The sequence below is a fragment of the Paenibacillus allorhizosphaerae genome (assembly GCF_042659105.1).
Taxonomy (GTDB): Bacteria; Bacillota; Bacilli; order Paenibacillales; family NBRC-103111; genus Paenibacillus_G; species Paenibacillus_G allorhizosphaerae.
Genome location: NZ_JBHSRV010000001.1, coordinates 1,524,195 through 1,550,463 on the forward strand (window position 1 = coordinate 1,524,195; position 26,269 = coordinate 1,550,463).

The following is a 26,269-nucleotide window of genomic DNA, read 5'->3' on the forward strand; positions in this document are numbered from 1 at the left end:
AAAGACATACGACGCATGGTCGCACAGATTCTATGTTAATCGGCTGCCGTACCGAGATCGGAGCAACGAACAAGAGCAGGCTGCCGCAGCGCCTGCTCTCTTCTGTATTCGCGAGATAATAGGATTCGACTGGCAGCCATGTCGCGCCACAACGCGAGCTTGAGATTCGCACGCGTTGGAGAAAAGCGGTAGTAGTCCGCTACTTTCCCATCACCTTTCGCATAAACTCATTTCTTAATTATAGAACAGCAACCAGCTACTCTCCCACCGTACGCAGCTCCGCCTCGCCCTGGAAGCCTTCCGGCATGCGAATCTCCGCTTTGACGCCAGACGGCACCCAAGCTTGAATGTGTATCGTGCCGTCCTCGCGAATGCGCCAGGACACGTCGATGCGCCCTTCCTCCGGGAGCGGCACGCTGCCGCGAGCCCAATCGAGGCCGCACGGCTGCGGCGCGATCACGACTTCGCTCCAGCCCGGAGCGGTCGGATTGATGCCAAGCACGCTTGTGCCGAGGAAATATCCCGGCGCGGCCGACCACGCGTGGCAATGGCTGCGCGTCAGATGGCCCGGATGCGGACGAACCGGGTCCACTTGCGGCTTCGGATACATTTCCCAGCATGTCGTAGCGCCATAGCGGAGCATCTCGCCATACTGTTTGCGGATGTCGTCGATCAGCCGTTGCGTATGGCCCATCTTCACCAGTGCCTCGTAATAGAAGAACGACATAAACGGACTGCCGATCTGTACGAATGACACCGGCGGCTCGTCCAAATATTGCTCCAGCTTCACCTTGCGCCCGCCTTCGGCAATATCGCATAAGTACGCTACGACCTGTGTCTGCATGCTGAAAATCGTCGACTTGCGTCCGCCTGTGTGAATGCAATCGAGATAAGCTTCACGCTCCGCCGACCATAGATGCGTTTCGATCGCTTGCTTCAACGCATCGGCTCGCTCGGCAAATGTCCTTCCTTCGCTGGCAAGTCCCGCTGCGGCCGACAGCTCGGAGGCATGGCGCAGCGCCTTCACCAAAAACATGTTTTGATGCGATACGACGCCGTGCCGCGGTTGATCGATCGGCGCCCAGTCGAGGAAATTCCACGCATCCATTTCAAGCAATCCGTCTTCATTCACCAGCTGCCAGTAATGCTCCAGCGTAAATTTGACGTGCGGCCACATCGTTCGGGCATAATCGCGATCGCCGGTTCGCTGTACGTATTCGTTGCAGGCGATCGCCCAGAAGAAGGTCCAGTTCGGAATGACACTGTTCCAACCGCTCGGCACCTGGTCGACGTATAGCGGCGTCTGATGCGCCGAGCCCGGCACCAGATCAAGACAGCGCTTGACGAGCGGTTCCGCGCCGTAAACGTAGTAACTAATGAGCGCTTCGTTGCGGCTGTCGCCGACCCAGAACGTCTGCTCATAGGCCGGGCAGTCGACATACGTATCTTCCATGCACAGTCTCGTCGTATGTCGGCTCATTTCCCAAATGTCGTTTAGCAAAGCGTCGGACGAATGGAATCGGCCGACTTCGGCCACCGGATAGTTGCTTTGCAGGACGGATACGCTATACAGCTTCACAGGCCGCTGCGCCTTGCGGACGGTAACGATCAAATAGCGGAAGCCGCGCCGCACGTTCGAAGTATAGCTTTGCCGGCCTTTACGGCAAACGTAACGTAGCGAATTGTCCAAATAATGCGTGTAATGGATTTTGCCATCGAGCATATATTCAACCCCGAAGAAGTCTATCTCGGTCCCTTCTCCGGCATCGACCTCGAAGGACAGGAAGCCCGACCATTCGTTACCGAAATCGATGACGAGTTCCGTGTCGCTCTCGTCGTAGAGCGGCACGATTCCCGGCACGGCATGAGGCATGATCGCTTTCTGCAGATCGGCAGGCACCGGCTTGGCCGAGGAGCTCTTCTTCCAAAGCGTCTGCACATAGACCGACTCGGGGCTGACGAGCTTCGGATCGGCCGGACGCACCGCATCTCCCAGCGCAGCGAGCTGCTCGGTTGTAGCCGCTTCTCTTATGCGGCAGTACGCTTCGTAGGCTTTCAGCCCGTCCGGTGTCAACCGATCGATGACCTCCTGCTTGCCGGTACTGCAAGCTGCAATGATCCGATCGTTGGCTTTCTGTTCTTCCGTAACCTGGTGATCGATATATTCATGATTGACGAACGGCCCGATCACGATGAAAGGACTACGCTCCTCGCCAGAGGGATTTAAAGCCCTCTGGGCTTCTGGAGCTCCTGCTAAGGCTGCCGCGACTTCTGCGGCGCCTGCACCTTTGTAGCCGGCCGTATCGAAAGGAGAAACAACCTCAAACGGATCCTCGCAGTCGATCCCGATAAAGAGACCGCGGCCGTGATCGTTCCCGGCCAATTCGAACAACAGCACATTGTCTCCGGCTTGCAGCTCGATGTCCAAATATCGGTCCTGCTCGACTCCCCTCCATGCCGATTTCGGGTAACGAACGCCGTTCAGGCAAACCGCCTGCCAATACGCAGAGGCATACGCAATCCCGAGTACCGCTTTGACGGGAGCCGCCGTTCGAATGACCGTGCCGATATAACCGGCATACACGTTGGCATTGCCATGGTTCGAGCTTTCCGGCACCATCATCGTTTTCGCATCCAAATGAGTCGTCCAGGCGATCGGCTTCACCCGGGACAGCGTTTCGATTCGGGACGGATAAACCCGCTCTTCCGTAAGCAGGGGGATGTCGCGAGGCTTCAGCCGGACCCACGGCTCCATGCCGACGCCGCCGATCACAACCGCAGCCGCCCACCCCGCCGCATCGTATTGCGACAACGTCCATCGTTCATCCCACTTCCGGGCATCAATCCATTCCGAGAACGTCTGTTGAAACGTCATGCGCGGGGAAAGCGAGTTGTATCCGATATGACGCGACGTCAGCCATGTAGAATCGGTCACGATCGTTCCGTCGGTCCGCTCTTCCCGGCTATCGATCGACCAGTCGAGCTGAGCCAGCAGTCCGCCGCGTCCGCGGATATAATAGAAATTGTTGACGCCGAAATGCATAACAAGCACTGCGATCGTATTCGGCTGCCCTGGACGCAAAAGGTGACGTACGTCGTATGTATCGAATGCCTGCTCGTGCGGCCAGCATCGCACAGGTCCCCGGCCGACCCGCTCGCCGTTGACGTACAAAACGTAGCGGGAGTCTGCGGTAATCGATACATTCGCTTCGCTCCATCCTTCTTGCGGCACATCAAACGTTTTGCGGAAGCAGCGCCATTCGTTGCGCGGGCTCGACTCTCCATCAGCCCAAATCCAGTATGCTTTCCAATCGATCGCTCTCTCTACGTTCATTTGACTTATTACTCCTATCCGTATGTTGTGTTTATCATTCCAATGTTCCAATCGTCGTTACAATTACAAGTCGGTTCGCAGCAGCTTCGTTATTCTTCCGACGGCGATCCACTCGCCGACATATACGCTGCCTTTTGAGTCGACGCATACGCCATGCGGAGAGCTGAACCGTCCCGAACGGAAATACTCCTGCGGCAAATTCGGCCAGCCCTTCTGCTTGTAGGCTTGCTGATCCTCGCCCAGGTGAGCGATAAGACGGTCGTTCCGGTCAAAGATCGTCACCCGGCTGTGCAGATCGGGGAACACCATTTCGTCGCCGGCAAAATAAAAGCTGCATGGCATATCCATATCGTTATCGACGAACCGCTTATGGCTGCCGTCCATCGTAAATACTTGGATGCGGAAGTTTCCGCGGTCCGCCACATACAGCTCCGGCTCTCCGCCTCGGAAATTAACGGAAATGCCATGAGGACAATTCAATTGTCCGGGCTCGCTTCCGCGCCCACCCCAGGAACGAATAAGCTGTCCTTCCTTATCATATTGATGAATCCACGACTGCCCGTATCCGTCGGCAACGTAAATATCGCCGTTCGGAGCGACTGCGACATCCGTCGGGCTGAACTTTTGCTCAGGACCGTAAATATGCGGCAAGTCCGGTACGCCGATCGTCAGCAGCACTTCCCCTTGCAGATCCGTCTTCACGGTCAAGCCCCGCTTCGTATCCGTCAAATACAAAAATTCCCGGTCGCCTTCGCGGTGCAAATAGCAGCCGTGTGCCCCTCCCTGGAACGATTCGCCCCAAGCGCGCAAAAATTGACCGTGTTCATCGAAGACGAGCATCGACGGCGTTCCGGTATGGAACACATATACTTGATCCTGCCGGTCCACGACAACGCCATGCGTATGGCCAAGCGTAACATGCCCGGGAATTTGCCCCCAACCCTCGGCCACCTTATACGAGCGGGTACTGGAACCTGTTACTGTCATTACAACTTCCTCCTTCCGGTTGTCCAAAATATATGAAATGGTGAAGGGATGCGTTAGGCATGCCAGATTCGCCGGTACCCTACGCATCCCTACATTACTTATTGCTTTTTCTCATCGATCTGCTTCTGCAGCACTTCCTTAAAATCCCGAAGCGAAGTATTGATGTCCGCGTTGTTCTTATTCATGGCTCTGACGATATTGTTGAATGCCGCGTTGCCGGTTGCGTCGAATTCACCGGGCACATAAAGCGATTGTTTCGGCGCTTTGACGCCGTTGACGTTCTTTTTGACGAACTCCGGATTCATATATATCTGCTCCTGCTTCTTCGAGTTTTCCGGACTTAAAAGCGCATCGATCAATGCCAGCGCTTCCACCTTGTGCTCACTCGTCGATGCGACCATGTATACGCCGTTGACCGGCGGTACTTTCATGGGCTTATCGCTAAAGCGCGGGAACGTGACAATATCCCAGTTCGGCAGCGTATCTTTCTGTCTCTCCGCTTCCGTAATAAGCACGTCAACATTGCCGGCGAACATAGCGACGTTTTTCTCTTTCATGAAAGGATCGACGTTTCCGAGTTCTTTACCGGAGATTTTGAACGATTCCTGGTAAACGCGCAATATTTTTTCGAACAGCGGGTTCGACAGATCTACCTTGCCGCTAGCGTCCGTATAGCTCAATTCGTTGGCTTCATACAAGTATTGCGTCGTACCGAGATTCAAACCGTAATACTGCGTTCCGTTATCCGACCGGTTTACGCGCTTGGCCAGCTCCAGCACTTCGTCCCAGGTCATGTTGTCTTTCGGGTACGGCACGGCAAGCCGATCGAAAATGTCTTTGTTGTATACAAGCGCATGCAAGGCATAAGGGAAATTAGCCTTATCGGGAACCGCATACATTTTGCCGTCTTTGCTCAGTTTTTTGATGGCTTCCACATGCTCCGGAACGAATCGTTTCATGTCAAATTGCTGCTTGGCAAGCAATCCGGTCATGTCGTAGTTCAGATTCAGCCTGAGTGCATCATAGTACACTTTCGTCGTAATATTCATGACGTCGAGCTTGACACCGGACACGATCAATTTCTCCATGTTTTCGCTGAGGCTGTGAAACTCGAAGTTGACGTTGGGTAATTTCTTCCGGACGATTTCGTTGTTGACTCGGTCGTTGAATTCGTCCTGTCTGCCGGACCACAGCACTTTAAGCGTAATCGGCTCGGTCGTGATCGGCGTCGGCGCTTCCCCGGCAGGGGCGGCACCTCCCTCCTTGGGAGCGGCTTGCTGGCCGCAACCGGCAATAAAAGAGCCCAGGAGCACAGTAGCCAAAATCGATATCGAAAGTCTTTTCATTCTTATTCCTCCTTGATGGTTTCGATTCCTTCTGCAATCGCCGATGTCGTAGCTAATTTTGGTATTCATGCCGAATTATGAGATCATGCGCTTTTTTAGCGATCTTTTTTGAAAAAATACGGCCCCCTCCATGCTTCTTTCACGTCATTCCGTACTCAAAAATGAAAGCGTTTGAATAAAATGAAACCGTTTTCCAAGAACGCTGATCTGAAACTTCCGAAAAGCGTGATCCCCTCCTTTCCGTGAAATTTTGATTGCAAAGTTATTGCACTTTAATTTACATTTTAAATACAGTATAAATCGCCTAAACACAGCTTGTCGTTACATGGATCTCAGTGGTATTTGCACTTTTCTCATATATTCTTCATATCCCCTTAACATCAAAAGAGGTGTTCCCTTTGTACAGTCAGCACTTTGATCTCGGAGAACTGTCTTTGCTTCAGCCTACGGTTCATTACATCTGTTTGACCCGGGGCCGGCCGAACCGGATATGGGGCCCGCGCGCCATTCCCGACTGCCATCTCGTCTATGTCGTATCCGGACTCGCCAAACTGACCATCGGTGCGGAAGAACGGCTTGTACAGCCGGGGCACTGCGCTTTTTACGGGGTAGACAGCGTGACGCAAATCGTTTCTACGGAAGAAGACCCCGTTACATACTACAGTCTTCATTTCGAATGGAATACGCCGTCACCGACGCCCATGTCACTTCCGCAGCTGCTGTCGGGCATCCGCTACACTACGGGCAGCGAGCTCAACGGCCCTGCGACGAGCTACAGCGTCCGCGTTCCCGGGTACGGCGCGGTCGACATCCCGCATTTCTTCGCCTTCCCCGGAGCCGAACCGATGCTGCTGCAAATGCTGAGGGAATACGAGGCAAAGGAGCCGGGCTACGACTTCGTGCTGCGCGGACTGCTGGGCCGTCTGCTGGCCGCCCTGATCCGGCTGCAGCTTGGTAATACGTCGCACGGCGAGCTGGCCAGAAAAATCGCCCCGGCGCTCAAAGCCATCGAGAAGCAGCCCGAAACGGACTGGTCGACCGCTGCTTTGGCGGAGCTGTGCGGGTATAATACGAACTATTTTACCGGGGTGTTCAAAGCGGCCACGGGCACCTCGCCCAAATCGTTCATTATCGCAGGCCGCATGAGACGGGCCAAAAAGCTGCTGCTGGAAGAGGACACGGTCGAGAAAGCCGCCCGCAAAGCGGGGTATACGAGTCTGCACTATTTTTGCCGTCATTTCAAAGCGGAAACCGGACAAACGCCGACGCAGTTCAAAAAACAGCTATTCGATCTATAGCGACCGTTATAATAGACAACCGGGTTTGCATTTTTCTCCGAAAACACAACGTAGTTCTTCCACTTTTAATCTTAATATAGTTATATTACGCCGAAAATGCTTTGATTGATTTGACATAAATCGACCTATATACTTTTATGATGACTATTGTCCCGATGAAATATGAAATTTGGCGCAAAGGAGTACGCTATGCGAATCGATTACCATACGCATCATAACCGGTGCGGTCATGCTCAAGGCACGTTAAGAGAAATGATCGAAGCGGCGGTCGAAGCCGGGCTGGATCAGATCGGGCTGTCGGACCATAGTCCTCTCTACTTCAGGGAAGAGGATCATCCGGTACCCGGCATGACGATGGCCAAGTCGGAATTTCCGAATTATGTCGCCGAGATGATCGCACTTCGCGAGGAATACAAAGGCCGCATCGACGTAAGACTTGGCGTGGAGTCCGATTATATCCGTGATTGGCCCGATGCCTACAGGGAGATTTATGCAGCGTACCCGCTCGACTACGTCATCGGTTCGGTTCACTACACGGACGGCTTCCACGTATTCAGCCGCAACCGCTGGCAGCAGGAGACGGTCGACGTCGACGAAACGTACATTAACTATATTCGCCATGTTCAGGAAGCGGCGTTGTGCGGCGTCTTCGATATTTTGGGCCATATCGACGCAATGAAGGGGCTAAACGTACCGCCGACCGTATCGCTGACAAGCTTGTGGGACGAAACGGTCGATAGGATCGCCCGATCGGGCGTCACCGTTGAAATCAACACTTCAGGGCTGTTCAAGCCGTGCAAAGCGTGGTTCCCGTCGGTGGATCTGATCGAACGGCTGGCCGCGCGAGGCGTTACGTTCACGTTCGGGTCGGATGCGCATTCCCCCGGCCAACTGCTGCACGATTGGGATACTGCGGTCGACACGCTGCGCAGCCTCGGCGTTCGCGAGCTGGCCACCTTCCGGGAACGGCGGCGAGTCATGATTCCGATTCCCGGCAAAATGATGTAAAACGAAAGAAACCATGCGAATTGGAGGAGCAACATGAAAACGATACAGAACGATTGGGAACAACCGGAGCTGCTGCACCGAAACCGGCTTCCGTCCCGAGCATATTCGATCCCGCATCCAGCCGAAGCGTCCGCATTGACATACGAAAGAGGCCGTTCCTCCGCATTCCGGCTGTTGAACGGCCAATGGCAGTTTTATTACGCCGCCTCGCCCCTGCATGTGCCGGAGCGCTTCTACGCGCCGGACTATGATCCAAGCGGCTGGGATGAACTTGCCGTGCCGTCGCACTGGCAATTGAACGGCTACGGTAAGCCGCACTACGCCAACGTCGTCTATCCGTTTCCGATCGACCCGCCGCATGTGCCGACGGAAAATCCGACCGGCTGCTACCGGCGAACATTTCAAGTGCCCGAATCGTGGAGCGGCACGCGAATCATCCTTCATTTCGAAGGCGTCGACAGCGCATTCCATGTATGGGTGAACGGCAAGGAGCTCGGCTACAGCAAGGGCAGCCGCAATCCGTCCCAATTTGATGTGACCGACTACGTTCAGCCGGGCGAAAATTTGCTGGCGGTACAGGTATATCAATGGTCGGACGGCTCTTATATGGAAGACCAGGACATGTGGTATCTCAGCGGCATATTCCGGGACGTATACATAACCTCGATACCCGAACTGAACCTGTACGACTATTTCGTCCGGACGGAGCTTGACGAACAGTACCGCGATGCCGTACTGAAGGTTCGCACCGTATTATGGAACGCGCGTACGGAAGCGGCTAAAGGCCGGCTGGAGCTGGAACTGACGGATCGCTTCGGACGCAAGGTGGAGCACGCGGCGCTCGCCGGCGATATCGCTGTTCCGGCTGGAAGCAGGGAACCGTACGAATGGGAGTTTCCCGTGGCGAATCCGGACAAATGGACGGCGGAAAGTCCGAATCTGTATCATCTGGTCATCCGTCTTTATGACGAGCAAGGCAGCCTGCTTCAAGTTCATGCACAGCGGGTCGGCTTCCGCAAGGTGGAGCTGGCCGGAGGCAATCTGCTCGTGAACGGAGTCCCTATTATGTTCAAAGGGGTCAACCGTCACGATCACCATCCCGACTTTGGGCGGGCCGTCCCGCTGTCAACAATGGTGGAAGACATTGTATTAATGAAACGGCACAATATTAATGCCGTCCGGACTTCGCACTACCCGAACGACCCGAGATTTTACGATTTATGTGATCAATATGGGCTGTATGTCATCGACGAAGCCGATCTGGAATGCCATGGCTTCAAACATACGGACAACGTCAACTGGATCAGCGATAGTCCGGAATGGCGCAGCGCTTATTTGGACCGGATGGAGCGCATGGTGGAGCGCGATAAAAATCATCCTTCGATCGTCTTGTGGTCGCTCGGCAACGAGTCGTTCTACGGCTCAAACCATGCGGCTATGTATGAATGGACCAAGGCCTTTGATCCGACAAGGCTCGTTCACTATGAAAGCGACCGGGAAGCGGCTTCCGCCGACGTATTCAGCACCATGTATTCGTCCGTCGAGAAGATGGAAGAGCTCGGGAAGCGGGACGACCTCGGCAAACCTCATATTTTGTGCGAATATGCCCATGCGATGGGTAATGGCCCTGGCGGGCTGAAAGAATACTGGGACACGTTCTACCGCTACAAAAGGCTGCAGGGCGGCTTTGTCTGGGAATGGATCGACCACGGTCTGCGGACGCAAACGGAAGACGGCCGGGAATATTTCGCCTACGGCGGCGATTTCGGAGACCACCCGAACGACAGCAATTTCGTCATCGACGGGCTCATCTTCCCTGACCGAACACCAAGCCCGGGCTTGCTCGAATTGAAAAAGGTGATCGAACCGGTCGTTGCGGGCGCTGTCGATCTTGCGACAGGAAAGCTGCAAATCACGAACCGGTACGACTTCTCCGATTTGTCGCATCTCCAGTTCGTTTGGAATGTGACGGCCGACGGTCGGGTCATTCAATCCGGAACCGTGCCGGCTCCGATCATTCCCGCCGGAGAAAGCGGCGCGCTGTCCATCCCGTTCGTACAGCCTTCCCGGCTCGCGCCGAATACGGACTATTGGCTGAACGTGGGCTGCCTGCTGGCGGAAGATACGGATTGGGCCTCCGCCGGGCATGAAATTGCCTGGTCGCAGTTCCTGCTTCCTTGGGAGAGCAGCAGTTCCCCATCGGCAGGCGATCGGACGGGTACGCCGTTAACGATCAAGGAATCGTCCTTGCATCTATATGTCAGCGGAGCGGACTTTGAAGTCGTGTTCGACCGCGCCTACGGACGGATCACGTCCTGGACGTTCGCCGGACAGCCGGTGATCGAAGAAGGCCAAGGACCTCGACTGGATTTGTGGCGCGCGCCTACCGACAACGACAATCGGGCTCTCGGAGATTGGCGCCATTCCATTCATCCGGAAAACCGCGCGACGGTGATTTGGAAGCAATCGGGCCTGCACTGGCTGCAGCATCGTCTGAAGCGACTTTCATGGGAAAGCGCAGCGGACGGTCTAAGCGCTACGGTCGTATGCGAGGTTCGCATCGCCCCTCCGCTGTTAAGCTGGGGTATTGATGCGACGTATACGTACACGATTCACGCAAGCGGCGATGTGGCCGTCAACATCGAGGGCGTGCCGCAAGGGAAATATCCGAATACGCTGCCTCGCATCGGGCTGCAGCTCGACATGCCGGAACGCTATGGCCGGGTGCAGTGGTACGGACGCGGTCCGGGCGAATCGTATCCAGATACGAAGCTGGCCGGACGTTACGGGGTCTACAGCGCAGCGGTGCGCGAGCTGTTCACGAACTATGTGTTCCCTCAGGAAAACGGGAACCGTACCGACGTCCGCTGGGTTGCTTTAACCGACGAACGGGGATCGGGACTGCTTGCCGTAAGCGAATTGGAGATCAACTTCAAGGCGCTGCGTTTCCTGCCCGAAGATTTGGAGAACGCCAAGCATACGTACGACTTGAAAGAACGCAGCAGCGTTACCGTTCATCTCGACTTCGCAATGAATGGCATCGGCAGCGCGAGCTGCGGCCCGGGCGTGCTTCCGCATTATTTGCTCAAGACGGAACCGTTCCGATACGCCATTCGGCTCCGGCCTTTCAGCGCGGATCAATTGTCGCCGGCCGAGCTGGCGAAGCAAAAACTCAATTAAGAAGAATCTGCAGATCGATACGCTTTCGCTGAAATTATTTGTGCCTTGGCAGAAACTTTTTCTTGCGAGCCGAACGCTTGAACGGCATTTTTCATTACTTTATTAAAATACCCGGCTGCTCTTATGATGGTAAGAGTCGCCGGGTATTTTTTAGTTAAAAGATATTGAATCCATTAAGGTTTTTCACTCTTGATATATTGGTTGATCGCTTCTTCCGCTTCCCTTAACGCCGTGTTGACGTCCTTCTTGCCTTGCGCATACTCTTTAAACTTGCTCACGAGCGTACCGCGCGATTTCGTATAATACGCCGAATACGGTGGGGCCGCAGGAGCCGGTTTACTTTTGAATATGCTGGAAATCTTTTTGTCCTTGAATGCGTCGTTGCCCTTCAAAAACTCATTCTGGAATTTCGGGTCCTTCAATACCGAAAGCTTGCCGGCCCTCGCCTCCATCAGTTGCACCTCGTCGGAGAACATCACTTCCAGCACCCGTGCCGCATCTTCTTTGTGCTTACTTGTTTTGGCTATATTCGTAATAACAATATCGTAGGCTCCGTATAAGTTCGGTTTGCTCGGATAGCTCGGATACTGGGCGACGTCCCAGTTGAGGTTCGGGTCGACAATGAGCTTATCGAACAGATTGACCGTCGTCAGCATGGCGACGTTTTTGTTTTTTACGAACCGATCCGTCACGCTCCCCGACATGATTCCTTCCTTCGGCGTGTTGCCCTGGATATCGTATATTTTTTTGCCCGTTTCGAAAACCATCTTATACGGCTCGCTGTTCACATCCGTTTTATCGTTTCGACCGTCGACGATCCCCAGTGAAAGCGGTGTCAACATTCGCGTCAAATAATCGGGATCGAGTCCGATATACTGCGTACCGTTATCGAGTCGCGTCACTTTCTTGGATAGCTCGATCGTTTCGTCCCAAGTCATTCCGTCTTTCGGATAAGGCACTCCGAAACGATCGAATATGTCCTTATTGTAATACAGCGCGTAAAGCTGCACCCAGTTGGGCAGCCCGTACAAAAGGCCGGTCTTCGTTGACTGTTTGACGCTGTCTATCGCTCCCGGATCGAATCGCGACAGGTCGAACTTCATCTTTTGAAGCAAAGGTGCAATATCTTCGAATAAGCCGAGGTCGGCCGTCTCCGGCATGAGACCGTTCCATACCGATATGAGGTCGATGTCTTCACCTGCCGCAATCGCTTGCCCAACCGATACTTTCGGCAAAAATTCGATCGTGATGTGCGGATATTTTTTTTGCACCGGGTCCAGAATCAACGCTTTGAAGTCTTCTTCGGTCCAATAACCTTGCGTCTGGTACATCTTGAGCGTTACGGGCTCAAACTTCTCCTGTTGCGGTTTCGCGTCGGGCGAACCGGCGCCGGGATCTTTCTGGGAGCAGCCTGCGATAAGGGAACCTAACAAGACGACGGCAACACCTGTGTTCAGCTTTTTCATATTACAACCCCTTACTTATATAATATGACGATAAATATTGTGCTACATGTAAAGTATAAGTTACTTTTTTTCGGGGATTCAATCATAACATATTCGTGATATGTAACTATATTAAGATTAACGTGATTTCGCTGAGCTCACAACTGCTGCATTAACTAGTAATCCCTGTAATGGCCATAATAAATATTACTGGTAATTCATATATTTTTTTTGTAAATATATTCGGGAAAGTGGCATTTTGCCCAGTACATCATATATTACACAATAAAGCAAGGAGTACTGCTATTGTTCATTCAAATACGGAAATGGGTGTGAATATGCCGGAAGATCAAAATATTACGCGGGTTCTCAGCATCGGGAGCGTATCCAAACAGCTGGAGGTGCCGCCCGGAACGGTAAGACAATGGGAACAAGATTTTATGCTGAACATCCCAAGAACACCGAACAATGTCCGTTACTACACTTTCCGCGATATCGAGTTGTTGCAAAAGATCAAGAAGATGTGCGACAACGGCGACACCGTTGAGACGATCCGACAGCAGTTGAAAGAAGCGTCTCCTCAAATCTCACAGGCGCCCTCTACTCCGGAAGCGGTCATACCGGATTTGACTCGCATCGTGCAGGACCTCAACGAGCGGGTGTTACGCATACAGCAGCTCTTGGAAACGTTGCCTGCCATCATGAAGTCGGCGGTCGCGGAAGGAATGAAAACGGAGCGTAAAGCCGCCGTTAAACCGATTGAGATTGAGCCGCATTCGGCTGCTCCGATCGCAGACCTTGCCGAAGAGGGCGGCAAACTGGCGCCCGATACAACTCGGCTGTACGTAGCTGCGCTGCCGTTATCCGAGAAAAAGAAAAAAACGACTTGGCGTAAGAATGGGCGAAATAAGAAAGAAACCGGAAAACGGTAGTTTCCGGCTCATAAATGAAGAAAAAAAGCTTGAGTATGCAGCGGCTGACATCCTACTATCCGGATAGGGGAACAGCCGCCGTTGTTTCTTTAGCACGCTGCGCTACGGTTCATCGATTCCTCTGGCGCGGCAGCAGCTGCGAATCCAATATGCAATCTTTATCGAACAGCTTCCTGCACGTGCTCTTTGCAAAAAGCTTCGATCTGCTTCTCCTCTTCTTCATCCATCTCAAAATCGAGATATTGATTCGTCTGCCTGTCCAAAAACTCGTACTTCACAATGCGTTCCCGGTTATCCTCCACGCTGTACACGACCCTTAAATATACCCCGCTTTCGGTATGTAGCTCGTCATCCTCCGGTACGTCCAGATCAAGCAAAAACTCGTAGCGCGTTCCTGCCAAAATACCGAACGGGTCTTTAATCAATTCCACACTGTACTCCGTAATCGTAAACAATCGTATCCTCCCTTTCCAAACCTCTCGTCTCTATTATATACAAAATCATCGCTGCGCCCTAATGATCCGATGCGGAAATTAAAATGAATCGGACAATATATTCCATCCGCCGTGCGCAAATCGAAAGCGCTTGCATATACTATATAAAAAGCGTTGGAGGTGTGCTCATGTCAAAACTGACATCGTTTCCAATTCTCAGCGCGTTGATTGGTGTATTGTTCCTTTTATCTTCCTTTTGGATCGAAATGCCCGGGCCGTCCGCGGTGCGAAGCAGCTTAGTCGGTGGCTTGATTCTGGCTTTTTCGTCCGCTCTATCGTACGGCAAGTCGGGTTGGGGCTCCATATTCCATTGGATCTCCCTCATTTGCAGTGTTTGGTTTATTATGTTTCCGATTGTCTACTCGCTGGACTTTATTTTGACCGCAGCTTATATGCTGCTGGCTATTACTTCGGTCATGTTGAACTATTACGCCATGGAGCATGAAGAAGAATAAACGTCTTTTTATTCCCGAAATCGTATAAGCCGTTCGCTTCCATGTACAAGCGGGTTTCCCATATATCATGTCCTGTTCAAATCAAATGGACAACGCTAAAAAGCTGCGCTTCCGCAGCTTTTTCACTGTTCATTCGAACGTTTCTCCGTATGCATGGCGGAACCGGCTGCCGATTTGGACGAGCCGTTCTCCGTTTTTCGCGCGTTCCCGCTCGCACCTACTCCGAACTCTGCGCTCTGAGACCAATCTTCAAAAGAAGCATCGAGCTGCCGTTCCCTGCCGGGGTCCTCATTGACATCGGAGTCTACTTCCATTGGCGTCTCCGGATTCGCCTTACCGAATAAGTTCATTTGATATCTCCCCTATTCATTTATAGGGTTAAGTTGCATACAAATCCGTATTTTTATTCGTATCGGTTCGAATGATATAAATAATCACTATTCAGGAAAACATAAACTGTACCCATTATCCGATGAAGGAGCACAGCACGAATGATCAGCAACCGCGAACTGAAAGACGAGATCGAGCAGTTAAACGAACAAAACCAGTCGTTAACCCAAGAGCTTCAGCAGATCAAAGATTTGCTTCAACAACAAAGCCAACAGCAAAATAATCAAAAAAACCAACAACAGCAAAATCGTCAGAACCATTCCGGCAATCGTGGGGGCGGTCAGAGCGGCAGCCAAAACCATTCGAATTCGAACTCGGACATTTCCAATATAGCCAACGACTTTATGATCCTTAAAGATATGAGCTCCAGCATCGAATCAAAGATGAAAGACTACGTCTCGCAGCAATCGGGACAATCCGGCAGCAATTCCTTAACCCAGGAAGACGTTATTAATCTCGTTTTACATATGATGAACGGCATGATCGACTGGACCGTAGACTACGTCTCAAGCCAAGGTCAAGGTCAAAATCAAGGGCAGGGGCAGGGACAAGACCAAGGTCAGAGTCAAAGTCACGGCCAGTCGCAGAATATGGATCAAGGGCAGGGACAAAACCAACTTCAATAAATCGTTCATCGAATCTCGATCCTTAGTCGCAGCCGCGTCTTAACAGTAATCAAGCGGATGATATACCCACGGGACGAACGGAACGGCGCGCTGAAGCTCTTCGACAAACGACTTGTTCCCGTTATGGATCGTAATGGTTCCTTCTTTCACGCGCGTGCGGAAATCGATTCTTCCCATAAGCCAACGCGTCAATGTGTCGTCTTTCATTTCCAGCGTTATCTTGTCTTCCCCAGGGCTCTGCGCGGGAATCAATTCGATGTCTTGCGTCGGCGTGCGTACGCTGATTGGAGCGCCGATCCTGTTCAGCCGCCCTTGCCAGCATGTAGCGAACAGCGCTTCGGCATCGAAGGCGAGCGCCATCGTATGCAAGCTTCTCAGACCGGACTTCAAGCCCATGCGGTCCAGCAGTTCGCGGTGCGGGTCGTCATCGCCGATCACATAAGTGAGCGCGCCCAGGTTGTTCTGAACGGCGTAAGCCATTGCGGACTCCAACAGCGCTCCGGTCCGTTCGATGTCCGCACCCGCCGCTGCCGTTTCGAGAATGCGCAGCGGCGTTTCTCTTCCGTCTGCGCTCACTTCTTTGCCGGCAATCAAGTATCCGGTAAGCTTCCCTTGCTCGCGCAGCTGAAACCAGAAAAACCGCTGCGGCCGCGCGGCATAATACGGCGAACGAAACGATTGCGCCCAATAACCCGGATGGCGGTCGGGAAATCCCCCGTATGCTCCGTATGTATCCTCGAACAGCTCCAGCAGACGACTGCTCCCGGCAATTATGCCGTCCGTACCTTCCGATACGACGACATCCCGGTGCATGGCCGCATGTTCAAGCGAGCCCGTATATTCGCGCATGTAGCACAAGTCGACATGACCCGTTTTCGTATAAAAATGATAGCCCTGACTCCGCTCATGCCCCCGGTATACCATAAGCACGTCCGCTTTGCCTTTCAAAAAGCCGCAGGCTGCCTCCATCATGGCCGAGCCGATGCCCAGCCCCCGCACATCGCCTCTTGTTCCTACGGAGTTCTCGAAAGCGGCTGTAACGACAACTCCCGGAGCGATCCGAATGCGGCGCAAAAACAGCGGAATAAATCCGGCCGGCTCATCGCCGATATAAGCGATAGAGCCCGTGGTTGGCGCTCCCCGCTCCCAATCTTGCCTTGTAATCGGCGGAAAGATCGCATTGCGGATCCGAAGTCCCTGCTCGATCTCCTCATCGCGGATTTCTCTGGCTGTCACGGCCGGACTCGGCTTGTTTTCCTCACTCACGGACACACCTCATTTTCTTTGATTATCGTATTGAACCAAGCTTTGTCATTCATCACCGGTCAAACTTCGTTTGTGCAGCGTATCCATAATTTGCTCAAAACTGATGCCGTACAGCTGAGCGATATCTTTGCCCAGACTCATCCCCATCGGAGAGCCGGGAGTAATTTTATATGTCCGTTTGGTCATCGCATCCGCACGGCGAGCATCGGCGTTGTTGCCTTCGATACCGGCTACCATACTGACAAGCCGGCTGTCCCCGGGAACCTCGTCGTTAATCGAATCGACACCGGCCGCAAGTTCCAGCAGGTGAGTCGCAAAAACAGCCCGGCATCCGATCACCTTGATCCCCTTGACGACATCCCGTGCCAAGTACAAACTATCCGCCGGACTTGTGCTGGACAACGATTCGTTCAATAATATCAAACTGGAACCGGTCGCTTTGGCGAATATTTCCGACAGCCGTTTCGATTCCTCGCCCAGCCTTCCATTGTTCACATTCGGCTTCTCTTCCTCGGAAAAGTGGGTAAATATCCAATCGACTGGACTGATACGTGCCGCCGTACCGGGGACGTACAACCCGGCTTGAAATAATATTTGCGCCACCCCGATCGCGCGGGTATACGTCGTTTTGCCCCCTTGATTCGGACCTGTCAAAATAAATACGCGTCCCTGCGGGCCAAATGCGATATCGTTCGGCACGACGGAACGGCCAAGATTGATTTCCTGGTGTTTCCGATATAAGCTGTACGATAAAATGTAGTCCGTCATATTGTCGATCTGGCACGTGCGTTCGGATGGAGGCGCAGCTTGCGGTTTGCACATGGGAAGTTCCAGCTCGCTCAGCTTGCGAATGAATTTGGCGGCACCGGCAAAAAAGCCGATTTCTAGCTCAAGCATCGTAATCGCAGGTATATTGACGTGAATATATTTCCCGAGCGCGGACCCTATCGGCAGTATCGCCGCCTGGAACAAGCTTTCCAAATCTTTAAACAAAGCGCTTTCAAGAGCAGAGCCGCCGTTTTGCAATATCGAATGAAATAGGGATATGCCTTGATACGATTGGTCGACGGATTTTAATCCCAAAATGCTCGAGACGAGCGATCGTTTATGTTCTTTGAACGGCTTCGGCTCGATGGACAAAAACACGGCCTCCGTCGGCTTCAGCTCATTATCCAAATTAATTCCGATCGTCACGCTGGACATGCTCTGCAGCTTTTTCCTGAATTCGGGAAGCTCGGCGGCCATCGCTTGAAAATGATCGCTTGCGGTAAGCTCCTCCGTATATTGAAGCAGCCGGAGCAGTCCTTCTGCGCTTAATCTTGATTTGTATTGCACGAGCACGGCATGTAATTTCAACACACATTCGGTGTACAGGCTTAAAATCTCCAGCTGCCACGCGATTTTACGTAACGGTTCTTCCCCTGACACGTGCTTAACGCTGTTATGGCTTTCCAGCTTCTGAATGAACGGCAGCATGTCCTCCAAATCGCCGGTCATGTCGGGGAGACCGATGAAGTTCTCCAGTATATCGAGCCGGTAAGAAATGACGTCCGTATCGTCGCACAGCTGAAGCAGCAGCCGTTCGATGCCGTCCGCATATTTTTGCTTGATGCACAGGCTCTGCACGATTTTATCAACGCCTAAATCCGTTTTGCAGCGCTCGGAAAGCCTGATTTCATCCATGTACTTCTCTTTCGATGCCTCGGACGGCCACAGCAAGCTTACGTTTCGGTTCTCCATTTGTCGTCCCCCGATTCCTAATATTCCTCTTCATCATACCATAATTTGCCTGTGTGCTAGGGAGTTCGTCAGAAAATACTCTGGCTAAAACAGGATCAACACGAAGGTAAGCAATGACGGAACCTTTAAAATCATTTGTGCAGATCCATACTTTGAGCGGGGGAGGGATGGGTATGGGGTTCCAACCGCTGTTGAAATCGTATGATTGGGATGGAATTAGCGGTATACATACACTCATGGGGTAATAGTTGACTTGAGGTTCGGACGCAAGCCGATGATCAAACTAACTTATCGAATCAATCGCTACCTATAAGGAAAGCTCCTTCGCTGAGCAGATCGCATTACGACAATCAAAAAGGCGGGGAGTTCCCTCCCCGCCAACCTGAAATGGAACGACCGGCTGCCTCGCAGCGAGGTCAGCCTTATGGCGATCGTCAACCGATCATTTCGGCCCACCGGTCGATCGATGCCTTGATGTCCTTGCCCTCTTGAATCCATTGCATTAAATCCTGCTTGATGATGCTCCGGTTGGCATTCCATTTCTGGCTTACGTAGAAAGCGCTCTTCGACGCTTTGTCCAGCTCCGCCAGGGCGCAGCTCCAGTAAGGATGATCCGCCTTGCCAAGCCTGCGGGCTGCCGATTTCGTAGCCGGCAGCAAACTGAGCGGACTGCCCGTCTGCGGAGCGGAAAGCTCCTTCAACAGCTGCCATGCCAGCTCGGGATCGGTGCAGTTGGAGGAAATGCCGTATCCGCCCATATACACCATATTCGTATCGTCGCCTGTCGCAGCCCCGGGCAAACCGACAACGCCATACTCCTCATTGTGGTTATTCATCACGTGAGGCAGCCACCAGGAGAAATCGTACACCATCGCGTATTCGCTTGTGAACGCTTGGTCTCCGCCCTCGCCGGGATACGGTGCAATCCGGTGAACCCGGTACCAGTCTACGATCCGCTGAAGCGCCATAGCGGTAGCCGCGCTGTCGATATATCCTCTGGCCGTGCTGCCATCCGCCGACATATATGCGCCCCCGCTTCGTTTCACGAACGGCTCGAACCATTCGATGTCGACACCGAGGCGAATGCCGTATTGCTTGTCTTTGGTCAAACGAAGCGCCGTGTCCTGAAACTGTTCGAACGTCCAGCCGCTGACCGGTTCCGGCAAACCCGCCTCCTCGAACGCCTTTTTGCGGTAATACACGAGAGGCACGGCGATATCAATCGGAAGCGCCGCCAGTTTCCCTTGATCGGTCGGGCCTTCCAATGCGCCTTTATAAAAATCGTCCGCAGACAACTCGGGATCTTGCGAAAGAAACGGCATCAAATCGATAATAAGCCCTTGGCGGAGGTACGGCCCAAACACGCTTTCCGACAGATGGATCAAATCTCCCGGTTCGCCCCGCTTCATCTTGGTAAGCACTTCGAAGTTGCCGTTGGCTTGGTCGATACGGACTTCCACGTTGGGCATTCGGGCTTCAAACGATTCCACCTTTTTCAAAAGCGCCTCGAGCCCTTTTCCATTGGATTGCGTAATGAGCGTAAGCACTTTGTTATTCATAGACATCCTCCCACTGATTATTTTTCATATGCATCATATGAACGGTTTCGTTTAATACCGCTATTGCTTGCTCTTCGCATTGTTTTACCTTTTTCAGCAACTCGATCGACATCTTCAGCACATCGGTAGTCCAGGGAGTCTCCAGCAGCAAAGAACTAAGCTCGCTTATCTCCTGGAGCTTGCCTGCCGCCTGATCGTACAGCAGCGCCGCTTCCGCCAGCAAACCTTCCGCGTACCTATCCACGCTTAAGGAGCGCAGGTAGGGCCCGGCAAAAGATCTGGCGCTCGAATAGGCGTAAGCCATGTAGCGGTGTCCGTAGGCGTTCGCAAGCCGCGGCCCCGCCTCCAGATGTCGGATCCACATGTCATATGCCCGTATACCGGATATAAACGACATGTAGACGGATTTATTGCGGTACCCGTCCCCTTCTTGCGCATGCTGCAGCGCGGCTTTCACCGAACGGGCGGGGTCCCACCCTTTCGTCGGCCGGGTTGTTTTGTGCAAGCCGCACAGAAAACGGAGCGGCGAGGCGGCCAGCTCGGAGTAACGGAGCGTCTTGCGGTACGGCGGCGATACGTCGGTCAGTTGTACGGTCTGCTCCGCATCGTCGTACGCAAAAATCAAATTCCACTCGTGCACAAACGGCCGATCGACGTAGGTGTCGAAGTAAAGAACAGGACTTCCTCTGTCAATAAACGTTCGGATAAACGCAGCGACCGGCTCGATCTCCATCGGCACGACCGGGAATAACATCGCTCCCGCATGCAGCGGAACCGGAGTACCTTCCAATTGACCGGTCATGAACACCGGGTCATACCCGAAATCCCGGACCAGCGCTTTCATCTCCTGCTGCCAATCGAACACAAACACGCCCGCGGCATACGTCGTATGTTGAGAAAGCTTCAGCCGAAAGGCGTGCCCGCTTCTCCCCATCAATTCGGTGGCCGTCGCTTCTTCGCCGCGAGCCCGCAGCAGCTTGCCGATCCGGTCGATGAACGTATCCCGTATATCCGGAATGCCCGTCGGCATGGATAACGAGCATTGGCGAGGCTTGCAGCAAGCGATCGCGCTTTGCAAATCGAGCCGCTCCCGGCGCGCCGCTTCCTGGATTTTTTTCTTGGCCCGGTTCAAATACGTGTGAACGCTTCCGGACGTCGTCTTGTACTGTCTGGCAATTTCGGCGGCGGAATAGTGCATGAAAAAATAGGCCTCGAATATCGACCGCTCCCTTTGATTCAAGCAGTGCAGCAAGGAACGGATCAGCTGAGCCGCTTCTTTCTTGATCAAATGCCATAGCGGTTCGTACCCGTCACGAGCTTTGTCCTCCTCAAGCTGTATCCGCAGCGTTAACCGCTCTAGCATGTTTTCGTTCATGGCCGGGCTACCATCGGCATCCGTCATATCGGCGAAAAAAGAAAGCGGCTTTTCGTTCCGATACGGTCCGCCGCGGCGCAGTTTCATATTCGCTTCATTCCTCACGATTTGTTTAAGCCAGCCGGCAAACCGATTCGGGTCCATCAGCTTCCCCACATGCAAAAACGCTTTCAAGTACGCTTCTTGCACAATATCTTCCGCCATCGACTCATTCCCGGCCATCGCCTGCGCCCACCCGAGCGCCCGCTGCCTATGTCTGCGAAGAAGTTCGCCGAATGCTTCCGTATCTCCCGCCTGCGCCCTTTCCGCCATTTGTCGTTCGATCCCCGGTTCTCCCTTCCTAACGTGATCGGTTTCCATTGAGCACCTCCCTTCCGGTACGCCTATGTATATAGATGCCGAAACCGCAGCCTCGCTTAACAAGAACAACGATTTTCGCCAAATGCTTTATAAAATCCAAAATCTTCCTCTGCCTAAATGATTCGCGATCGAACCGTGCCAACCTTCCGGAAAACACAAAAAAACACCTGCCTGAGGCAAACCCGGCCAACACGGTGGTGCTGGTCGGCTATTTGCGGTCAGAGGCGCGCCCATGATTGCTATACGACAGAGTTCCAAATCGGATTGCTATATTCATGTCCTACATGATGTTTCTTGCTCATCGCGGTAGTTGGACTTTATGCGATTTGATTGTAAGTAACAATGAGCAAGGTGGTAATAGCCAGTGAAAAAAATGGCCAAGAAAAAACGGTCAATTTCAACAAAGTAACCCCTCCCTTGTTGTTTGCTTGCCTAATCAGTATGACATTTAAACCTGAAATGAACATTACGAACAGCTGAAAGTTTCCTGAATGCAAAATATGACAGACGTTTGCCGGATGTGCAATTCACGATTCAATCGAGGCCCATTGGATAAGATGTGTTTCGACTGGGAAACATACGCCACAATGACGCAAAAAACGGCTCCTTTGGGAACGATCCCTTAGAAGCCGTCTTTCGGATTACCGTCCGGCGCGAACGATAATGAAATGTTTATTTTTGCTGTTGGGCTTTTTTATCCCCGATGGTTACCGTAATATCGCTCTTCTGACCGTTTCGGATAACGGTCATCACCGCTTTGTCGCCGGATTTGAGCGCCTTGACTTTCGTCGTCAATTCTCCCGCGTTGTTGACCTGTTCTCCGTTAACCGCGGATATGACGTCGTACGTTCTGATCCCAGCCGCAAAGGCAGGGCTGCCCGGTTCAATCTGGGATACGACGGCGCCGTTGGCGCTGCCGAGCTTGAGATCGCTGCGCCAGCCGTCGTCGATATCTTCCAGGCCGACGCCGATATAAGGCACAGGCTCTTTCGGAATGGCAACGTTATTTTTCAAGTTCTCAAGAACGGACGAGATCGTCGTCGTCGGAATCGCGAAGCCGATCCCTTGCGCATCGGCGTTGACTGCGGTGTTGATCCCGATCACCTCGCCGTTCAAGTTAAGCAGCGGGCCGCCGGAGTTGCCCGGGTTAATGGATGCGTCGGTTTGCAGCAAATGCTTATATTCCCTTGTTCCCTGCGCATCTGGAATGGAGATCGGGCGTTCCTTCGCGCTTAAGACACCGACGGTTACCGTCTGATCGAAGTCGTACGGGTTGCCGATCGCCACGACCCAATCTCCCTGTTTTACCGTATCCGGGTTGCCGAGCGGCAAATACGGGAAGTCTTTGTCGCCTTCGATTTTCAAGACGGCCAAGTCGAGATCGTAGCTGTTGCCGAGCAACGTCGCTTTAATCGGCTTGTCGTACCCTTGCACCGTAACCCAAATTTCTTCGGCGCCGTCGATGACGTGTTCATTGGTCAATATATAGCCGGATTTCTCGAACAGGAACCCCGTTCCCATCCCGCCGTCCTGCAATCGATCGGAATTACCGCTGCTGCCGCCATCACCAAAAAATTGGCGGAAAAACGGGTCCATCGCCTGAGCCCTGCTTCCGGAATTCGCTTTGACTTTCGTTTCGATCTTAACGACCGCCGGGCTCGCTTGCTCTACGATTTGCGAAATGCTGCCCGACGCGCCCAAATTGACCGATGCGGTTTTGACGTCCCCAAGCGTAGTGCCCTTCGTACTAGAACTGCCTCCCGACCCGCCGGCAGCGACACTTTGATAGGCCGTGAACAAGTTCATTTTGTCCGAAGCGAACATCAACCCCCCGGTCACCAGCGTTCCGGCGAGGAAAGCGGCGAACACGCTCTTGAATCGGGAAGCCTGTCTCGGCTTGGATGTTTTCTTTTTGGAAACGGGCTCTATTTCCACAATTTCAGAAGAATCCGATGGTTCCTGCTGTTCCAGCCATTGATCTCTATTATCGTTAGTCATCATCATCGTCCTCCGTTTTCTAGAATCGTTTCGTAGAATCATATAATAGAACAACTTATGCTAATGACTCTATTGTGGACTCCTATCCTTAAATGAGCCTTAATCTCGGATAAAAGGAAGGTAAAAAAAAGCTCACCGCCTATAGCGGATGAGCCTGTCCTATCGATTTGAGCGAAACTACTAAAACATTTACAATAAAACAGCTTTTAGCTTGGCGCCTCCCGTTTTTTCGAATCCATTCCGCTCATAAAACAAAACCGTTCTTTGGAAAAAAGGCAGCGGCGGCGTAACTACCTCCAGCCGCTTCCAGCCGCACGTCTTTCCGTATGCTTGAGCCGCTGCCAGCAGCCGGGCGCCGACGCCTCGCGAGCGGTATTCCGGCTCTACGTAAAATTCTTGAATGATGCCAAACGCGCCGTCGGCGTACAAAGCGTGACTCTCGCATAGGGACAAAAAGCCGACCGCCCTGCCGCTCAGCCTATCCGTCGCCATCCATACTGTATAAATGCCGGTCTCCAAATACGATTTGCACTTCTCGGCTGTCCCGGAAAGCGAAAACAACGGGGTCGGCGCTCCCGTTCGTTCCGTGATTTCCGCGATCAACGCTTCGAACAATCGGGTGATGTTCACGGAATCGGGTACAGCAGCTCTTTCGATTCGAATCATGATGCCGCCTCCTTGCCAAGCAAGTGCAGGATTAACGCCTTTTGGATGTGCATCCGGTTTTCCGCCTGCCGGTAAATGACGGAACGTTCGGATTCGATCAGTTCCTCGGCAATTTCAAAGCCGGGGTGGATGGGCATATCGTGCATAATGTACGGCGAAGCTCCGTTGAGGGTCGATTTGTTTAATTGGAACGGCATCATGGCTTCGATTCTACGCCGTTTCTCCTCCTGATAACCGGGATCGTTATAAAATTCCATGTCGATCCACGTATCGGTATATGCGTAGTCGGATCGGGAAATGGCTTCCGTGGCGCTGCTCAACTTCTCTATCGCTCCGCTTGTCATAGCAGCATGCATCAGTTCTTCATCCCAAGACGCTTCATTTATGATCGGCGTAACGAGCAGCAGCTTGACACCCAGCTTCATGCACGCCTCGATTAGTGAATTCGCTACATTGTTATGGATGCCGATATACGTCAACGTGATGCCGTCAAACGTCCCCGAACATTCGTACACCGTCATCAGATCGGCCAGCGCCTGGCACGGATGGTATTTGTCGCAGCAGCCGTTGATGACCGGCACAGACGAGTAGTTTGCCAGGCTCAGCACATCCTCATGTTTTTTTAATCTCGCCATAATCAGATCGCTGCCGGTGGATACATAGCGGGCCTCGTACTGAAGCGGAGACAAGCCGAAGTTGCTTGATTCCCAATCCATAACGACGGTGTAGCCGCCCATTTGCTTCATTCCCGACTGAAACGAAACGTTCGTGCGCGTCGACTTTTTCTGAAAGAGCAGAAGCATGCCTTTTCGCTCGCAAGCATGATAATAATGATGCGGGTTCCGCTTCATCTCGATTCCTTTCAAAATCAATGCATGCAGCTGCTCGCTGGAAAGTCCGCGCAAATGTAACAAATGCAATGGAGTCACCTCGATTGTATAATTATAATATATAATGAATAATTATACATACTAGAGTGTTTTGAAATATATGTCAACATCATAGGGTAAGCAAAAAGGCCCTACCGCTTTCCTTCACACGGTTGAGCCTCTGCCTAATACCTTATGTAGATCGCTAAAACATTATTTCATCTTGGATTGCAGCAGCTCCACCAGTTGCTTTCCGATGTTCGCACCGCCGCCGTTCCGTCCCGGACGATCTGAATTCCCTCCTTGCCCCTTTTGCTCGCCCTTATTGCCTTGATCCGCCGCATTCCCCTTGTTTGCTTGACGCGCCACCCGGTCGGCTTGATTGCCCTGATCCGCCTGGCCGTCCTTGTTCCCTGCCTGAGCGCCTTGACCGGCTTCGCTCATCTTTTTCTTCTGCTCCTCCGTCATTTGACTGCGGTCCGGCCGATTCTGCATGTTCGCTGCGGCGTCGTCGACAAACTTCTTCTGGTCTGCTGTCAGCTTCTCGAGCAGCTTGGTTTTCGCGTCCGAAGACAGTTCTTTCTTCGTGATGCTGTCTTGAACGACCGGGAGCATCGCCTGCGCCTGTTCTTTCGTGATGGCCAGCCCGTTCGCTTTGTCCATGCGAACCAGTGTCTGGAACGTCATCATCATTTGACGCTCCTGCTCATTCATTTGCATCGGGGCCTTGCCTTCCGTTGCATTGCTCTGTGTCTGCCCCTGCGTGTTCGCCGCCGCGGGAGAGGCGGCGTTCGCGCTGGCCGTCCCCGGCTGCCCTTGCGAATTCGTTCCGCATCCGCTCAACAATACCGCGATCAACGCGCCAACGCCTAACCATTTTCCATAAGACATCGGATGATCAACCCTTCTTCTAAAATGAAAATGCTGCAGCCATCGTGAAG

The 26,269-nt window shown here is 52.8% G+C and carries 20 protein-coding genes; 6 read left to right on the forward strand and 14 right to left on the reverse strand.

Features of this window, described 5'->3' with window-relative positions:
• Positions 1-256: 256 nt before the first annotated feature.
• From ACFQI7_RS06730 to ACFQI7_RS06740, 3 genes are all read right to left on the reverse strand, one after another.
• Positions 257-3,334: a family 78 glycoside hydrolase catalytic domain gene (locus tag ACFQI7_RS06730; protein WP_218098499.1), complete on the reverse strand. Its 3,078-nt coding sequence runs from the start codon at positions 3,332-3,334 to the stop codon at positions 257-259.
• A gap of 63 nt (positions 3,335-3,397) precedes the next feature.
• Entirely contained in the window at positions 3,398-4,321 is a 924-nt protein-coding gene (locus ACFQI7_RS06735) for an NHL repeat-containing protein (protein WP_218098500.1), read from the reverse strand.
• A gap of 98 nt (positions 4,322-4,419) precedes the next feature.
• Positions 4,420-5,667, reverse strand: a complete 1,248-nt coding sequence (locus tag ACFQI7_RS06740; protein ID WP_218098501.1) for an ABC transporter substrate-binding protein — start codon at positions 5,665-5,667, stop codon at positions 4,420-4,422.
• A gap of 398 nt (positions 5,668-6,065) precedes the next feature.
• On the opposite strand from ACFQI7_RS06740, the gene ACFQI7_RS06745 reads away from it, so the two are divergent.
• From ACFQI7_RS06745 to ACFQI7_RS06755, 3 genes are all read left to right on the forward strand, one after another.
• Positions 6,066-6,965 carry an AraC family transcriptional regulator gene (locus ACFQI7_RS06745; RefSeq protein ID WP_218098502.1) on the forward strand — a complete coding sequence of 300 codons (900 nt, stop codon included), beginning with the start codon at positions 6,066-6,068 and terminating at the stop codon, positions 6,963-6,965.
• A gap of 189 nt (positions 6,966-7,154) precedes the next feature.
• Entirely contained in the window at positions 7,155-7,973 is an 819-nt protein-coding gene (locus tag ACFQI7_RS06750) for a histidinol-phosphatase (protein WP_218098503.1), read from the forward strand.
• Positions 7,974-8,006: 33 nt separating this feature from the next.
• Positions 8,007-11,153: a glycoside hydrolase family 2 TIM barrel-domain containing protein gene (locus ACFQI7_RS06755; RefSeq protein ID WP_218098504.1), complete on the forward strand. Its 3,147-nt coding sequence runs from the start codon at positions 8,007-8,009 to the stop codon at positions 11,151-11,153.
• Positions 11,154-11,326: 173 nt separating this feature from the next.
• Here the strand turns inward: ACFQI7_RS06755 and ACFQI7_RS06760 are convergent, their stop codons facing one another.
• Positions 11,327-12,619: an ABC transporter substrate-binding protein gene (locus ACFQI7_RS06760; protein ID WP_218098505.1), complete on the reverse strand. Its 1,293-nt coding sequence runs from the start codon at positions 12,617-12,619 to the stop codon at positions 11,327-11,329.
• A gap of 317 nt (positions 12,620-12,936) precedes the next feature.
• Between ACFQI7_RS06760 and ACFQI7_RS06765 the strand changes: the two genes are divergently transcribed.
• Positions 12,937-13,530: a MerR family transcriptional regulator gene (locus ACFQI7_RS06765; RefSeq protein WP_218098506.1), complete on the forward strand. Its 594-nt coding sequence runs from the start codon at positions 12,937-12,939 to the stop codon at positions 13,528-13,530.
• Positions 13,531-13,688: 158 nt separating this feature from the next.
• Here the strand turns inward: ACFQI7_RS06765 and ACFQI7_RS06770 are convergent, their stop codons facing one another.
• Positions 13,689-13,985 (reverse strand): DUF6509 family protein, encoded by a 297-nt coding sequence (locus tag ACFQI7_RS06770; RefSeq protein WP_218098507.1) that lies wholly within the window; start codon positions 13,983-13,985, stop codon positions 13,689-13,691.
• A gap of 167 nt (positions 13,986-14,152) precedes the next feature.
• Here ACFQI7_RS06770 and ACFQI7_RS06775 point away from each other — a divergent pair, with 167 nt between their 5' ends.
• On the forward strand, positions 14,153-14,479 hold the full coding sequence (locus tag ACFQI7_RS06775; RefSeq protein ID WP_218098508.1) for a hypothetical protein: 327 nt from the start codon (positions 14,153-14,155) through the stop codon (positions 14,477-14,479).
• Between the two features lie 122 nt (positions 14,480-14,601).
• Here ACFQI7_RS06775 and ACFQI7_RS06780 read toward each other — a convergent pair whose 3' ends face one another.
• A complete protein-coding gene (locus tag ACFQI7_RS06780) occupies positions 14,602-14,829 on the reverse strand; it encodes a hypothetical protein (protein WP_218098509.1) in 228 nt (75 codons plus the stop codon).
• Between the two features lie 141 nt (positions 14,830-14,970).
• On the opposite strand from ACFQI7_RS06780, the gene ACFQI7_RS06785 reads away from it, so the two are divergent.
• On the forward strand, positions 14,971-15,495 hold the full coding sequence (locus ACFQI7_RS06785) for a hypothetical protein (RefSeq protein ID WP_218098722.1): 525 nt from the start codon (positions 14,971-14,973) through the stop codon (positions 15,493-15,495).
• 39 nt (positions 15,496-15,534) lie between these two features.
• Here the strand turns inward: ACFQI7_RS06785 and ACFQI7_RS06790 are convergent, their stop codons facing one another.
• The 8 genes from ACFQI7_RS06790 to ACFQI7_RS06825 all read right to left on the reverse strand — a co-directional run bounded on the left by ACFQI7_RS06790 (position 15,535) and on the right by ACFQI7_RS06825 (position 26,219).
• Complete coding sequence (locus ACFQI7_RS06790) at positions 15,535-16,761, reverse strand: GNAT family N-acetyltransferase (protein WP_218098510.1); 1,227 nt, start codon at positions 16,759-16,761, stop codon at positions 15,535-15,537.
• Positions 16,762-16,806: 45 nt separating this feature from the next.
• The gene (locus tag ACFQI7_RS06795; RefSeq protein WP_218098511.1) at positions 16,807-18,501 is read right to left on the reverse strand and encodes a MutS-related protein; all 1,695 of its coding nucleotides are present in this window, start codon (positions 18,499-18,501) and stop codon (positions 16,807-16,809) included.
• A 434-nt stretch (positions 18,502-18,935) separates the two neighbouring features.
• Complete coding sequence (locus tag ACFQI7_RS06800) at positions 18,936-20,060, reverse strand: extracellular solute-binding protein (protein WP_218098512.1); 1,125 nt, start codon at positions 20,058-20,060, stop codon at positions 18,936-18,938.
• On the reverse strand, positions 20,053-21,795 hold the full coding sequence (locus ACFQI7_RS06805) for an RNA polymerase sigma factor (protein ID WP_218098513.1): 1,743 nt from the start codon (positions 21,793-21,795) through the stop codon (positions 20,053-20,055). The genes ACFQI7_RS06800 and ACFQI7_RS06805 overlap by 8 nt, the downstream gene beginning before the upstream one ends.
• Before the next feature lie 672 nt (positions 21,796-22,467).
• Positions 22,468-23,793 (reverse strand): S1C family serine protease, encoded by a 1,326-nt coding sequence (locus ACFQI7_RS06810; protein WP_230414848.1) that lies wholly within the window; start codon positions 23,791-23,793, stop codon positions 22,468-22,470.
• A 189-nt stretch (positions 23,794-23,982) separates the two neighbouring features.
• Positions 23,983-24,459 carry a GNAT family N-acetyltransferase gene (locus tag ACFQI7_RS06815; protein ID WP_218098515.1) on the reverse strand — a complete coding sequence of 159 codons (477 nt, stop codon included), beginning with the start codon at positions 24,457-24,459 and terminating at the stop codon, positions 23,983-23,985.
• A complete protein-coding gene (locus ACFQI7_RS06820) occupies positions 24,456-25,379 on the reverse strand; it encodes a Rossmann-fold NAD(P)-binding domain-containing protein (RefSeq protein ID WP_230414850.1) in 924 nt (307 codons plus the stop codon). The genes ACFQI7_RS06815 and ACFQI7_RS06820 overlap by 4 nt, the downstream gene beginning before the upstream one ends.
• Positions 25,380-25,541: 162 nt before the next feature.
• On the reverse strand, positions 25,542-26,219 hold the full coding sequence (locus ACFQI7_RS06825; protein WP_218098516.1) for a hypothetical protein: 678 nt from the start codon (positions 26,217-26,219) through the stop codon (positions 25,542-25,544).
• Positions 26,220-26,269 lie beyond the last annotated feature (50 nt).

Excerpts from the sequence above, each read along its gene's own strand:
- ACFQI7_RS06730 (WP_218098499.1), bottom strand. The coding sequence starts at position 3,334 with ATGAACGTAGAGAGAGCGATCGATTGGAAAGCATACTGGATTTGGGCT.
- ACFQI7_RS06735 (WP_218098500.1), bottom strand. The coding sequence starts at position 4,321 with ATGACAGTAACAGGTTCCAGTACCCGCTCGTATAAGGTGGCCGAGGGT.
- ACFQI7_RS06740 (WP_218098501.1), bottom strand. The coding sequence starts at position 5,667 with ATGAAAAGACTTTCGATATCGATTTTGGCTACTGTGCTCCTGGGCTCT.
- ACFQI7_RS06750 (WP_218098503.1), top strand. The coding sequence starts at position 7,155 with ATGCGAATCGATTACCATACGCATCATAACCGGTGCGGTCATGCTCAA.
- ACFQI7_RS06755 (WP_218098504.1), top strand. The coding sequence starts at position 8,007 with ATGAAAACGATACAGAACGATTGGGAACAACCGGAGCTGCTGCACCGA.
- ACFQI7_RS06760 (WP_218098505.1), bottom strand. The coding sequence starts at position 12,619 with ATGAAAAAGCTGAACACAGGTGTTGCCGTCGTCTTGTTAGGTTCCCTT.
- ACFQI7_RS06765 (WP_218098506.1), top strand. The coding sequence starts at position 12,937 with ATGCCGGAAGATCAAAATATTACGCGGGTTCTCAGCATCGGGAGCGTA.
- ACFQI7_RS06775 (WP_218098508.1), top strand. The coding sequence starts at position 14,153 with ATGTCAAAACTGACATCGTTTCCAATTCTCAGCGCGTTGATTGGTGTA.
- ACFQI7_RS06780 (WP_218098509.1), bottom strand. The coding sequence starts at position 14,829 with ATGAACTTATTCGGTAAGGCGAATCCGGAGACGCCAATGGAAGTAGAC.
- ACFQI7_RS06785 (WP_218098722.1), top strand. The coding sequence starts at position 14,971 with ATGATCAGCAACCGCGAACTGAAAGACGAGATCGAGCAGTTAAACGAA.
- ACFQI7_RS06795 (WP_218098511.1), bottom strand. The coding sequence starts at position 18,501 with ATGGAGAACCGAAACGTAAGCTTGCTGTGGCCGTCCGAGGCATCGAAA.
- ACFQI7_RS06800 (WP_218098512.1), bottom strand. The coding sequence starts at position 20,060 with ATGAATAACAAAGTGCTTACGCTCATTACGCAATCCAATGGAAAAGGG.
- ACFQI7_RS06805 (WP_218098513.1), bottom strand. The coding sequence starts at position 21,795 with ATGGAAACCGATCACGTTAGGAAGGGAGAACCGGGGATCGAACGACAA.
- ACFQI7_RS06810 (WP_230414848.1), bottom strand. The coding sequence starts at position 23,793 with ATGACTAACGATAATAGAGATCAATGGCTGGAACAGCAGGAACCATCG.
- ACFQI7_RS06815 (WP_218098515.1), bottom strand. The coding sequence starts at position 24,459 with ATGATTCGAATCGAAAGAGCTGCTGTACCCGATTCCGTGAACATCACC.
- ACFQI7_RS06825 (WP_218098516.1), bottom strand. The coding sequence starts at position 26,219 with ATGTCTTATGGAAAATGGTTAGGCGTTGGCGCGTTGATCGCGGTATTG.